This window comes from Streptomyces sp. SirexAA-E (assembly GCF_000177195.2).
Classification (GTDB): Bacteria; Actinomycetota; Actinomycetes; order Streptomycetales; family Streptomycetaceae; genus Streptomyces; species Streptomyces flavovirens.
The window spans coordinates 1,821,158-1,834,312 of the sequence record NC_015953.1 but is presented as its reverse complement, the minus strand read 5'-3'; the positions used below and the strand labels follow the sequence as shown (position 1 = coordinate 1,834,312).

At 72.9% G+C, this 13,155-nt stretch carries 9 protein-coding genes; 5 read left to right on the top strand and 4 right to left on the bottom strand.

The annotated features are described in order from the left end of the window. Positions 1-27: 27 nt before the first annotated feature. Together pulA and SACTE_RS08075 are read left to right on the top strand one after the other, a co-directional pair. Positions 28-5,343, top strand: coding sequence for a pullulanase-type alpha-1,6-glucosidase (gene pulA / locus SACTE_RS08080; RefSeq protein ID WP_014045542.1), 5,316 nt, complete (start codon positions 28-30; stop codon positions 5,341-5,343). Between the two features lie 158 nt (positions 5,344-5,501). Further along, positions 5,502-5,852, top strand: coding sequence for an isomerase (locus SACTE_RS08075; RefSeq protein ID WP_014045541.1), 351 nt, complete (start codon positions 5,502-5,504; stop codon positions 5,850-5,852). Positions 5,853-5,893: 41 nt separating this feature from the next. Here SACTE_RS08075 and SACTE_RS08070 read toward each other — a convergent pair whose 3' ends face one another. Beyond that, entirely contained in the window at positions 5,894-6,559 is a 666-nt protein-coding gene (locus tag SACTE_RS08070) for a TetR family transcriptional regulator (RefSeq protein WP_014045540.1), read from the bottom strand. A 97-nt stretch (positions 6,560-6,656) separates the two neighbouring features. Between SACTE_RS08070 and SACTE_RS08065 the strand changes: the two genes are divergently transcribed. Then, a complete protein-coding gene (locus SACTE_RS08065) occupies positions 6,657-7,580 on the top strand; it encodes an SDR family NAD(P)-dependent oxidoreductase (RefSeq protein WP_014045539.1) in 924 nt (307 codons plus the stop codon). Positions 7,581-7,656: 76 nt separating this feature from the next. Here SACTE_RS08065 and SACTE_RS08060 read toward each other — a convergent pair whose 3' ends face one another. Together SACTE_RS08060 and SACTE_RS08055 are read right to left on the bottom strand one after the other, a co-directional pair. Continuing rightward, complete coding sequence (locus SACTE_RS08060; protein WP_014045538.1) at positions 7,657-8,379, bottom strand: TetR/AcrR family transcriptional regulator; 723 nt, start codon at positions 8,377-8,379, stop codon at positions 7,657-7,659. 93 nt (positions 8,380-8,472) lie between these two features. Beyond that, entirely contained in the window at positions 8,473-10,422 is a 1,950-nt protein-coding gene (locus SACTE_RS08055; protein ID WP_014045537.1) for a hypothetical protein, read from the bottom strand. A gap of 127 nt (positions 10,423-10,549) precedes the next feature. Between SACTE_RS08055 and SACTE_RS08050 the strand changes: the two genes are divergently transcribed. Beyond that, the gene (locus tag SACTE_RS08050; protein WP_014045536.1) at positions 10,550-11,350 is read left to right on the top strand and encodes a methyltransferase domain-containing protein; all 801 of its coding nucleotides are present in this window, start codon (positions 10,550-10,552) and stop codon (positions 11,348-11,350) included. A gap of 130 nt (positions 11,351-11,480) precedes the next feature. Here the strand turns inward: SACTE_RS08050 and SACTE_RS08045 are convergent, their stop codons facing one another. Then, positions 11,481-12,329 (bottom strand): aldo/keto reductase, encoded by an 849-nt coding sequence (locus tag SACTE_RS08045; RefSeq protein ID WP_014045535.1) that lies wholly within the window; start codon positions 12,327-12,329, stop codon positions 11,481-11,483. Positions 12,330-12,410: 81 nt separating this feature from the next. Here SACTE_RS08045 and SACTE_RS08040 point away from each other — a divergent pair, with 81 nt between their 5' ends. Beyond that, the gene (locus SACTE_RS08040) at positions 12,411-13,061 is read left to right on the top strand and encodes a hypothetical protein (RefSeq protein WP_019992743.1); all 651 of its coding nucleotides are present in this window, start codon (positions 12,411-12,413) and stop codon (positions 13,059-13,061) included. Positions 13,062-13,155 lie beyond the last annotated feature (94 nt).

The window sequence follows — 13,155 nt, the reverse complement described above, 5'->3', positions numbered from 1 at the left end:
CCCCTGAAAGCCGAGGAGAACCCGCCCGTGTCCCGAACCACCCTGAGGCGGGGAGCCGTCGCCGCGCTGTGCGCCGCGCTGCTGCCCGTCGTGCCGGCGGCGGCCACCGCGTCCGCCGCGCCCCGGCCCCCGTCACCACCCTCGGACGCGAAGCTCGCCAGGGAACCGGCCCGGCACGACCTGACCCGCGAGCAGTTCTACTTCGTCCTGCCCGACCGGTTCGCCAACGGAGACACCTCCAACGACCGGGGCAAGCTCACGGGTTCGCGGCTGGAGACCGGATTCGACCCCACCGACAAGGGCTTCTACCAGGGCGGCGACCTCAAGGGCCTCACCCAGCGGCTTGACTACATCAAGGGCCTCGGCACCACCGCCATCTGGCTCGCCCCGATCTTCAAGAACCGGCCCGTCCAGGGCACCGGCGACGACGCCTCGGCCGGCTACCACGGTTACTGGATCACCGACTTCACCCAGGTCGACCCCCACTTCGGCACCAACGCCGACCTGACGAAGCTGATCGACAAGGCCCACGGCAAGGGCATGAAGGTCTTCTTCGACGTCATCACCAACCACACCGCCGACACCGTGGACTACGCCGAGAAGGAGTACGGCTACAAGTCCAAGGGCGCCTACCCCTACCTCGACACGGAGGGCCGGCCGTTCGACGACAGCGACGGCATGAAGAAGGTGGACGCCGACTCCTTCCCGTACACCCCCGTCACCACGGGCAAGAAGGTCCCCGCCTGGCTCAACGACCCCACGATGTACCACAACCGGGGTGACTCCACCTATGCCGGCGAGTCCACCGGGTACGGCGACTTCTCCGGCCTGGACGACCTGTGGACCGAGCGTCCCGAGGTCGTGACCGGCATGGAGAGGATCTACGAGAAGTGGGTCCGCGACTTCGGCGTCGACGGCTTCCGCATCGACACCGTCAAACACGTCGACCTGGACTTCTGGACCCAGTGGGCCACCGCGCTGGACGCCTACGCGGCCAAGCGCGGCCGGGACGACTTCTTCATGTTCGGCGAGGTCTACTCCGCCGACACCGCCATCACCTCGCCCTACGTCACCCGGGGCCGGCTCGACGCGACCCTCGACTTCCCGTTCCAGGAAGCCGCCCGGCAGTACGCCTCCCAGGGCGCGCCCGCCTCGAAGCTCGCCGCCGTCTACGCGGACGACTACCGCTACACCACGGACAAGGCCAACGCCTACGAGCAGGTCACCTTTCTCGGCAACCACGACATGGGCCGCATCGGCACGTTCCTGAAGCAGGACAACCCGAAGGCGGACGACGCCGAACTGCTCGCCCGCGCCCGCCTCTCCGACGAACTGATGTTCCTGAGCCGGGGCAACCCGGTGGTCTACTACGGCGACGAGCAGGGCTACACCGGCGCCGGCGGCGACAGGGACGCCCGCCAGCCGCTCTTCGCCTCGAAGACCGCCGACTACCTCGACGACGACCAGCTCGGCACCGACCGCACCCACGCCTCGGACGCGTACGACACCACCCACCCGCTGTACCGGTCGATCGCCGCGCTGTCGAAGCTCACCCGCGAACATCCCGCACTGCGCGACGGCACCCAGACCGAGCGGTACGCCGAGGACTCCGTGTACGCCTTCTCGCGCACGGACGCCGAGCGCCCGTACGAGTACGTCGTCGCCACCAACAACTCCGCCGCGCCCAAGACGGTCGAGCTGACCACCGAGTCGGCCGGCATGAGCTTCCGCACCCTGTACGGAGGCAGCGGCACCGTCCGCAGCGGCGCGGACAGGAAGATCCGGGTCACCGTGCCCGCCCTCTCCAGCCTCGTGCTGCGCGCCGACAAGCAGCTCGGCACCCCGGCCACCAAGCCCTCGGTCACCCTGACGGCCCCGGCCGCCGGAGCCACCGGAACCGTCGAGATCACCGCCGACGTCAGCGGCGGCGGCTCGAACCGGGTGGTGTTCGCCGCCCAGACCGGCAACGGCACGTGGGCCACCCTCGGCACCGCCGACCACGCCCCGTACAAGGTCACCCAGTACGTGGACGAGTCGGTGAAGGCCGGGACGGCCCTGCGCTACAAGGCCGTGGTCGTCGACCGGGCCGGGCGCACCGCGAGCGCCCTCGCCTCCACCACCGCCGGCCAGGCGCCGCCCGCGTCGAAGCCCGTCGCCGTCGAACGCGACCGGGCCGTCGTCCACTACCACCGCGCGGACGGCGACTACGACGGCTGGCAGCTGAGGTCCGGGGAGAAGAGCGCCGACTTCATCGGTCGCGACGCCTACGGAGCCTTCGCCTGGATCGACCTGGAGGAGGGCACCTCCACCGTCCCGTACACCGTGGTCGACAACGGCACCGCCGACGGGCCCGAGCGGACGATCGACCTCGCGAAGACCGGCCAGGTCTGGGTCGAACAGGGCGAGGACGAGCAGACCACCGAAGCCCCCGAGGGCGCGAACCCGCCGCAGGACACCTCCAAGGCCGTCCTGCACTACCACCGGGCCGACGGCGACTACGACGGCTGGGGCCTGCACACCTGGACCGGCGCCGCCGCCCCCACCGACTGGGCGAAACCCCTGCCGCCGGTGAAGACCGACGCCTACGGCGCCACGTTCGAGGTGCCGCTCACCGACGGCGCCACCTCACTCAGCTACATCCTGCACAAGGGCGACGAGAAGGACCTGCCCAGCGACCAGTCCCTGGACCTCGCCACCTACGGGCACGAGGTGTGGATGCTCGGCGGGAAGTCCGGATACCTGCTGCCCCAGACCGGCGGCGTCCCCACGCCCGACCTGACCAAGGCCGAGGCCCAGTGGATCGACGCGGACACCGTCGTCTGGAAGGTGAAGGCCACCGCCGCCACCAGCCAGCAGCTCGTGTACGCGAACGACGGCCGGATCTCCGTCGTCGACGGCGCCCTCAGTGACGAGGGCCGGTGGCTCCGGCTCGGCACCACCGAACTCACCGCCGCCCAGAAGGCGAAGTACCCGCACCTGGCGGACCACCCGGCCTTCACCGTGGACCCGCGCGACCGGGACAGGGTCCGCGCGTCGCTGCGCGGCCAGCTGATCGCCACCCAGCGCGCCGCCAACGGCGCCCTGCTCGCCGCCACCGGCGTCCAGACCGCCGGGGTCCTGGACGACCTGTACGGGAAGGCCGCGAGCACGGCCGAGCTCGGGCCGGTCTTCCGCAAGGGCACCCCCACCCTCTCCGTCTGGGCGCCCACCGCCCGTACCGTCTCGCTCGAACTCGACGGCCGTACCGTCCCGATGCGCCGCGACGACCGCACCGGCGTCTGGTCCGTCACCGGCACGAAGAGCTGGACGGGCAAGCCCTACCGGTACGTCGTGGACGTCTGGGCCCCCAGCGTCGGGAAGACCGTCACCAACAAGGTCACCGACCCCTACTCCACCGCCCTGACCACCGACTCCGCCCGCAGCCTCGTCGTCGACCTCGACGACCCGGAACTGGCACCGCGGGGCTGGTCCGGCCTGAAGAAGCCCGCGGCCGTCCCGCTGCGCGACGCGCAGATCCAGGAACTGCACATCCGCGACTTCTCGATCACGGACCCCACCTCGAAGCACCCCGGTGAGTACCTGGCGTTCACCGACACCCGCTCCGACGGGATGAAGCACCTCAGGGAACTCGCCGACTCCGGCACCGGCTACGTCCACCTGCTGCCCGCCTTCGACATCGGGACGATCCCCGAGAAGAAGTCCCGGCAGACCACGCCCGCCTGCGAACTGTCCGTGTACGCACCCGACTCCGAGGAGCAGCAGGCCTGCGTCACGAAGGCCGCCGCCGAGGACGGCTTCAACTGGGGCTACGACCCGCTGCACTACACCGTGCCCGAGGGCTCGTACGCCTCCGACCCGAACGGCACGAAGCGCACCGTCGAGTTCCGGCAGATGGTCCAGGGCCTCAACGGCGCCGGGCTGCGCACCGTCATGGACGTCGTCTACAACCACACCGTCGCCTCCGGGCAGGACGACAAGTCCGTCCTCGACAGGATCGTGCCCGGCTACTACCAGCGGCTCCTGGAGGACGGCACCGTCTCCACCTCCACCTGCTGCGCCGACACCGCGACCGAGAACACCATGATGGGCAAGCTCGTGGTGGACTCGGTCGTCACCTGGGCCAAGGAGTACAAGGTCGACGGCTTCCGCTTCGACCTGATGGGACACCACCCCAAGGCCAACATCCTGGCCGTCCGCAAGGCGCTCGACGCGCTGACCGTCGCCGAGGACGGCGTCGACGGGAAGAAGATCGTCCTGTACGGCGAGGGCTGGAACTTCGGTGAGATCGCCGACGACGCCCACTTCGTCCAGGCCACCCAGAAGAACATGGCCGGCACCGGCATCGCCACCTTCTCCGACCGGGCCCGCGACGCCGTACGCGGCGGCGGCCCCTTCGACGAGGACCCCCGCGTCCAGGGCTTCGCCTCCGGCCTCTACACCGACCCCAACACCTCACCCGCCAACGGCACCGAGGCCGAACAGAAGGCCCGGCTCCTGCACTACCAGGACCTGATCAAGGTCGGCCTCACCGGCAGCCTCGCCGACTACACCTTCACCGACACCCAGGGCCGCACGGTCAAGGGCTCGGCCGTCGACTACAACGGCGCGCCCGCGGGATACGCGGCCGCCCCCGGCGACGCCCTGGCCTACGCCGACGCCCATGACAACGAGACCCTCTACGACACGCTCGCCTTCAAACTGCCCGCCGGAACCACCGCCGCCGACCGGGCCCGCATGCAGGTCCTGGCGATGGCGACCGCCACCCTCTCCCAGGGACCCTCGCTCTCCCAGGCCGGGACCGACCTGCTGCGCTCCAAATCGCTGGACCGCAACTCCTACGACAGCGGCGACTGGTTCAACGCCCTGCACTGGGACTGCCGCAAGGGCAACGGCTTCGGCCGAGGGCTGCCGCCTGCCGCCGACAACCAGGACAAGTGGTCCTACGCCAAGCCGCTGCTGGCCTCCGCCGCGCTCCGTCCCGGATGCGCGGAGATCACCGGGGCGTCCGCCGCGTACCAGGACCTGCTGACCATTCGCACCACCGAGAAGGACTTCGACCTCGCCACCACGGCGCAGGTCCAGAAGGCCCTGTCCTTCCCGCTCTCCGGTACGAAGGAGACGCCGGGCGTGATCACCATGCGACTGGGCGAGCTGGTCGTCGTCCTGAACGCCACCCCCGGGACGCAGACCCAGCGCGTCCCCGAGCCGGCCCGTACGACGTACACCCTGCACCCCGTCCAGGCGTCCGGCGCGGACCGGACCGTCAAGAAGGCGGCGTACGACCGCTCTTCGGGGACCTTCACCGTCCCGGGGCGCACGGTCGCCGTGTTCACCCGGGGCTGAGGCCTCCCGGACCGGCCGGCCCCGGCCCCGCGTCCCCGCCGTACGGGAGCCGGGACCGGGGCCGGCCGGTCTCGCAGGGCGGGCACGACCTTGTGCGGCCGGAGCACCCACGCGAAGCTGAACCCGCCCACATCCGCACCCCGCACCAGGAGCGCCTGATGCCGCAGATCACCGTCGACTACTCCGCCGAGCTCGACGACAGCTTCGACCGCCGCGGCTTCGCGCTGGCGTTGCACCCGCTCGTCGCGGAGGCCGTGTCCACCAAGATCGCCGCCTGCAAGACCCGGTTCCGCCGGGCCGAGGACAGCGTCGTCGGGGACGCCCCGGCCGGCGACGCGATCGTGCACGTCTCCATCGCGCTGCTGGCCGGCCGCACCCCCGAGATCAAGTCCCGGCTGACGGCGGACGTACTGGAGCTGCTGGCGGACCACCTCGGGCCCGCCGACGGCCTCACCGCCCACACCTCGGCGGAGATCCGGGACCTCGACCCGTCGTACACCAAGCGCTAGGCCTGCGCGGGGCCGTGCTCCCTCACGGCGCAGGAAAACCTTCAGGCGCGCGGCAGCACGCCCAGGAGTGCCGAGGTGAAGGCGGCCCGCAGCGCGTCGGGCAGCTCCATGTGGAGCGCGCCGAGAGCGGGCTCGTCCGCGTAGGCGGCGAGGAGGCTGGGCGGCGGCGGGACGTAGGACGAGAGGGCGCCCGCCGAGACGAGGCTCATCAGGCAGAACAGCTGCGCGTCGTCGCCGAGTTCGGGCACGTGGCGGCGCACGAGCTCGGTCATGGCGGCGAGCCGGGTGAGCGAGGAACGCTTGTGCCGCTTGACCACCTCGACCGAGACGTTGTGCTCCAGGACGCCGCCCTGCGCGCCGAAGAGATCGCACAGCACCACCCGGTCCGCCAGCGACCGGCTGAGGACCACGGCCAGCTGGCCCGCCCGCACTTCCGGTGCCGCGTGCGCCTCGATGCCCGCGGCCAGCTCGTCCGCCAGGTCGGCGAGCCAGCGTCCCAGGAAATCGTCCAGCAGTTCGAGTAGGACCGCCTCGCGGGACTCGAAATACCGCAGGACGTTCGACTTGGCCAGGCCCACCCGCCGGCTGAGCTCGTTGAGGCTCACCTCGGCCACGGGCATCTCGTCGAGCATGGCCGCCGCCGTGTCCAGGATCGTCCGGCGGCGGATCTCCCGCTGCTCCTCGCTTCGCGCGCGCTGGAATGTCACACCCTCAGCCTAGCTTGCAGACCGCCGGTCTCTTGACAGTAGACCGGCGGTCTCTTATGTTCGTTCATAACAGACCGACGGTTCTTAGGAGTGCGGCATGAGTGGCGAGTGGACCGAGCAGGACATCCCCGATCAGCGTGGCCGGGTGGCGGTCGTGACCGGCGCCAACACCGGGCTCGGCTTCGAGACCGCCCGGATGCTCGCCGCGCGCGGGGCGGCGGTGGTCCTGGCCGTCCGCGACGTCGAGAAGGGCAGGCGGGCGGCCGCCCGCCTCACCGGCGACGTCACCGTCCAGGCCCTCGACCTGACCTCCCTGGACTCGATCCGGTCCGCGGCGGCCGACCTGCGCGCCGCCCACCCGCGCATCGACCTCCTGATCAACAACGCCGGCGTGATGTACACCCCGCGGCAGACCACCGCCGACGGCTTCGAGCTGCAGTTCGGCACCAACCACCTCGGCCACTTCGCCCTGACCGGCCTGCTGCTGGACCGGCTCCTGCCCGTCCCCGGCTCCCGCGTCGTGACGGTCAGCAGCACCGGTCACCGCATCCGGGCCGCCATCCACTTCGACGACCTGCAGTGGGAACGCTCGTACAGCCGCACCGCCGCCTACGGCCAGGCCAAACTCGCCAACCTGATGTTCACGTACGAGCTGCAGCGCCGGCTCGCACCGCACGGCACCACCGTCGCGGTGGCCGCCCACCCCGGCGTGTCCAACACCGAGCTCGCCCGCAACACACCCGCCGCGCTCCGGGTGCCCATCACCTGGCTCGCGCCGCTGCTCACCCAGAAGGCGGAGATGGGTGCCCTGCCCACCCTGCGCGCCGCCACCGATCCGGCCGTCATCGGCGGCCAGTACTACGGCCCCGGCGGCCGGGGGGAGATCCGGGGGTATCCGAAGCCGGTCACCTCCAGCCCCGACTCCCACGACCAGGCCGTCCAGCGGCGACTGTGGACCGTCTCCGAGGAGCTCACCGGGGTGACGTTCCCGGAGATGGCCACAGAGCGGACGGACTCCTGAGGGCCCGCCCCGGACGACCGGCGGCCGTCCGCCCCGCCCGTCCGCGACACGGGACGGGGCAGGGGCGGGATGCTCCCTACCGGCTCCGCTGCTGCGGCACGGCCGGGGCGGCGGGCGCGATGGCGGAGAGCCGGCCGAGCAGGTCGCCGAAGGGGCCGTCCGCCGGCTCCTGCGCGAAGACCCGCAGCACGATGCCGGCCATCTCCTGGTCGTAGGCGGCACTCACCGACGCCAGCGCCGCGAAGTCGTGCACGAGCTGCAACTCCAGCTCCGCCCGCGGGATACGCCGCCCGTCCAGCCAGAGCAGAGCCGTCGTCTCGGCCAGCGACACCCAGGAACGGACCACGAGCTCCAGCCGGGCGGGCGGTGACGTCACCTGGAGGTGGGACAGGATCTGGCCGTACGCGGCCTGCCGCACCCCGTCGATCATCGCGTCGGCGCTGGACGACCCGCCCGACGGACCTCCGCGCAACAGGGCGGAGAAGCCCGGTCCGTGCTCCTCGACGAAGTCGAAGAACCGGCCCATCACCCGCAGCAGCCGTGCCCCCAGAGGACCTTCGTGGGCCTCCAGGAACCGTCCCGCCAGCTCGTCGGCGGCCCGGCCGAGCGCCGCCTCGTACAGGCTCTGCTTCCCGGGGAAGTAGTGGTAGACCAGCGGCCGCGAGATGCCGGCCGCAGCCGCGATCTCGTCGATCGACACATCGTCGGGAGAGCGGTCGCTGAACAACTCAAGCGCTACGCCGATCAGTTGGGCCCTGCGCTCGTCGACGCCCATCCTGCGCCGCACCCCGGTCGTCATGCCGACAGCCTATCGGGGCGACGCGGCAGGCCATGGCCGCAGGGTCCCGTCCGAACGAGCCGTACGGGCTTCCTGGGCGGCCCGGCCCGGCGCTCAGCGCAGGGCCCTGACCCGGCTGCCGTCCGCCAGCAGCCCGTCGAGCCTCGCCCGGTCGCCCGCCCGCGCCGGCACCGCCAGCAGCGGCCCCTCGGCCCGCCCCTCGACACCGCCCGTCGCCGAGACGGACGCGAACTGCCGGGAGCCCGCCGCGAGCACGTACCAGCGCCCGGCGTCCGACTTCCACAGCACGCCCGCCAGGACCCGCGGCCTGCGGGACCCGCAGTCGGGGGAGTCCTCCGCGCGGGCCGCGACCGCGCCCGACGCGGCGGTCCCGCCCGACAGCTCGGGCGGGGCCTGGAACTGGGCCAGCACCCTGCTGCCCGACCCCCGCCAGGTGTCCGCCCGGGTACAGAACCAGAGCGCGGAACCACCGCCCTCGGGCAGCGGCTGCTCGGCGTACGCCCAGGAGTTCACCGACCGGACCCCGTTGGAGCGCATCGTGCGCAACAGACAGGCGGTACGCGCCCAGCTCTCGCGCTCCGCCCGGCCCGAGACGTCGTGCGGGGCGGACGGCGATCCGGACGTCAGGTGGACCGGGGTGAGCTCGCCGAGATCCGTCATCAACCGTGCCGCCGTACCGTCCCGGACCTCCAGCGCGTGCCACCGCTCGCACTCCGGCGCACTCCCGCGCGGCCCGGTCAGCGCGTCCGTCACCCCGTCCGCACGGCGTCCCAGGGGCCGCGCCGGGGCGCGCGGCGCACGCAGGTCGCGCACGAAGACCTCACGCACCCAGGGGGCGGTGAGATAGCGGACCCGGCCGTCGCGGCGCTGGACGAGCAGGGCGCTCGCCGTCGCCTCGTCCGCGCCGTCCACCCGGGCGAAGTCCAGGACCACGCCTCGCGACGGATCGGCGTCCCGGGACTCGGCGTACCGCACGACGCGCAGCCCGTCGTGGAAGAGCACCACCGCGGCCGGGCCCACCTCGCCCGCGTACAGCAGCTGCGGCGGGCCCATCGGCGGGCCGACCGGTGTCCCGGGCGTCGCCGACGAGGCGACCGCCGGACCGGGCCTGGCCCACGCGGCGAGGGCCCGCCCGAGCAGCCGGACGTCATCGGTGCGGTCGCCGCGGGCCGGCCACGCCGTGAAGTCGCTGCGGGCCGAACTCCGCCAGTGACCGTCCGGCACCCGGCGCACCGCCCGGGGGTCCAGGGCCTGTTCGGCGGCGGCGTTGCGCGAGTACAGCGGCGCGGAGGCGGTGTGCGGGCCGCCCAGGCCGTCCCGGGGCATCAGCACGAGAGTCCCGCACACGGCCAGGGCGCAGAGCCCCGCCCAGAACGTCCGGGCCCGCCGTCGGCGGCGCGGCAGATCGGTCGGCCTGACCTGGAGCGCGCACGGATCGAACTCGGGGGACGCCAGCAGGGCGTGCGGCGCGGTCAGCCGGTCCGCCTCCGCCAGCGCGGCCGCCGGGTCGGCCACCCCCGCCGCACCGAGGACCTGCCCCACCTCCTCGTCCGCGAGCCCCTCCAGCCCCCGCAGCACATGGGCGGCCCGGCCGGGGCCCGACACCTCGGAGAGGGCCCGCTCCAGGGCCAGTTCGTCCGCCCCGCAGGAATGCGGGAACAGCCGCAGCCCCCACACCTGCGGCAGCAGCGGCGGCAGCTGCACGCGCCGGGGCCGCGCGAACCGGCGCAGCGGCAGGCCCGCCGTGAGCGCCGAGCGCACCACCCGCAGCCGTACGTACGCGTAGGCGCACCCCGGGTCCCCGTGCGGCGCTCCGGCGTGCTCCGGGGTGTGCGCCCGGGGCAGGGACCGCTGGACCAGCCAGTGCGCGGTCAGCACCCGGCGGTTGCGGCCCAGCGAGGGCGGCAGCACGAGGTAGCCGATCCGGGCCAGTCGCGCGTAGTGCTCGGTGAGGGCGGCCTCGGCCCGCTCGGCGTCGGTCAGCTCCGCCGGTTCCCCGGGAAGGCGGGCGGCGGACGGCGGTTCAGCTCGCAGTGGGGGCACATTCAGCTGAACGAGCGAATGGTGGGATGGTCACTCCGGCGCGCCCTGGGGGCGCACGCCTTCCGGCGCGCGCGGGTCCGGCCAACGGGCCTCGCACGGAACCGTGGTCACCCATGATGATGACGGTATGACTTCCCGTGCGCGGACACCACCCTTCTCGCGGATACCGCCCGACTCGCAGTCGCGGTCCGACTCGCAGGCGCGGTCGTTCGACGCGGCGGCCGCCGTCTACGCGGACAGCCGCCCGTCCTACCCTCCGTCGCTCCTCGACGCCGTCGAGGAACTGGCCGGCTTCGGTCTCGCGGGCACTCGCGTCGCGGACGTCGGGGCGGGAACCGGCCTCGGCACCGCACTCCTGCACGCACGCGGGGCCCGGGTGACCGCCGTGGAGCCGGGCGCCGGCATGGCGGCGGAGTTCCGCCGCGCCCTGCCCGAGGTCCCGCTCGTGCGGGGCGACGGCGACCGCCTTCCGCTGCGGTCCGGGTCCTGCGACCTGGTGACGTACGCCCAGGCCTGGCACTGGACCGACCCGGAGCGCTCCGTACCGGAAGCGCGCCGGGTGCTTCGCCCCGGCGGCGCCCTGGCGCTCTGGTGGAACGACTCGGACGCCACCGTGCCGTGGACGGCGCAGCAGGACGCCCGGCTGCGCCGCTTCTTCGGGGCCGCCGAGGCCCCGGCCGTGACCGGCGGATTCGCCCGCGAACTGCCCGTGGGGCCGGACTTCACCACCCGCCTGCTGCCCTGGAGCCGCCGGGTCTCCCTCGACACCCACCTGGCCAACCTGGGCAGCTACTCGGACTTCCTGATGATCGGCCCGGAGGCGGCCCGGGTCTTCCTCGACCCGGAACGCGAGCGGCTGGCCGCGCTCTTCCCGGACGGCATGGTGGAGGAGCGCTATGTGGTGAGCCTGGCCGTCGCCCGCCTCTGAGCACACGGCCCCGCGACCACCCGCCCACGCGGCTCGGGCGAGGGCCGCCGAGGGCCGGTTCGCGGGCTGAGCGACGGCAACGGGCCCCTGGCACAGTGCCAGGGGCCCGTCCCCGGAATCGGCCGCCGGGTCAGCCCCGCAGGTAGGCCAGGTCCTCGTCGCCGAGCACCAGACCGCCCGCCGCGCAGTTCTCCTCCAGGTGGTCGAGGGAACCGGTGCCGGGAATCGCCAGCACCGACGGCGACAGCGCCAGCAGCGAGGCGATCTGCACCTGCGCGGGGGTCGCGCCCAGACGCGCCGCTACCTTGCCGAGCCGTTCCGTGTCGAGCGGGTTGCCGCTGCCGCCCCCGCCGAGCAGGAAGAACGGCACGAACGCGATGCCCGCCGCCTCGCACTCCGCGAGCAGCTCCGGGTCGTCCGCGTAGGAGTTCTGCACCGCCGTGACGGGCGCGACGGTTCGGGCCTCGGCGAACTGGGCGGCGTCGACGTTGCTCACGCCCAGGTGCCGGATCAGCCCCTCCTCCCGGAGCCCGGCCAGCACCTCGAACCGTTCGGCGATCGACTCTCCCCCCGGCCCGGACATCCCGCCCACCCGCAGATACACCAGGTCGAGCCGGTCCAGCCCGAGGGCGCGCAGATCCGTCTCGACCAGGCCCCGCAGCTGGTCGGGGGACGCCTGCCGGCTCGGCATCCCGTCCGGTCCGGGCAGCGGTCCGACCTTCGTCGCGATCACCAGGCCGTCGCGGTAGGGGCTCAGGGCCGTACGGATCAGCTCGTTGGCCCGCACATCCCCCCGGTTGTAGAAACCGGCCGTGTCGATGTGGTCCACGCCCAGCTCCACGGCGCGCCGCAGCACCGCGATGCCGTTCTCGGGGGTGCGGGTGGGGCCGTCGAAGGTGCTCATCGGCAGGCGCATCGCGCCGAAGCCGAGCCGGTTGATGGTGAGGTCTCCACCGAGGGAGAACGTCGTGGTCGTCATGCGTCCATGCTGTCCACCGCCGGACGGCACTGCGAGTCGGTGGCAGCATGCTGCCAGACTGGTGGGGTGCGGAACGAACAGGTGTTTTCAGTCCGAGGGGACGCGGAGCTGGTCGCGCGTGCCGGCCATCTCTTCACCTCCACGCGGACCGAGTTCGTGTGCGCCGCCCGGGACCTCAGGACCTGGGCCCAGCCCGAGGCCAGGGGAGCGGTCCAGAACCGGATGCACGCCTCGGGCCCGCCGGGTTTCGCCGTGCGCAAGCTGTTCAGTCCGCTCGCGCTGGCCGACGAGGCGGACCGCGCGCACCTGCGGGCGGTCCGGGGCCAGGGCGTGCTCGTACGGATCAGCGGCTCCGCGCTGCCGCACGAGACGATCATCATCGACCGGCGGGTCATGATCCTCGCCGGCCAGGACAGCGCGACCGGCCGCGAGTACACCGTGACGACGTCGCAGACCCTGGTCGACGGCGTCCACTCGCTGTTCTCGGCGATCTGGGACACCGCCGTCGACCCCGACACCTATCTGCGCGAGAACGTCCCCCACCTCGACGCCGACGGCCGCGCGATCCTCCAGGCCCTCGGCTCGGGACTCACCGACGCGTCGGCGGCCGGACAGCTCGGCCTCTCGGTGCGCACCTACCGGCGGCGCGTCGCCGAGCTCATGGCCGCGCTGGACGCCGCCTCCCGCTTCCAGGCCGGGCTACGGGCGGGCGAGCTCGGCCTGCCCCGCTGACACCACGGACGGCGTGTGCGTGGACCGCGTGTGCGTCGACCGCGCGTGCACGGACCGCGCGTGCATGGACCGGCGTACACGCCCCGGCTGTCAG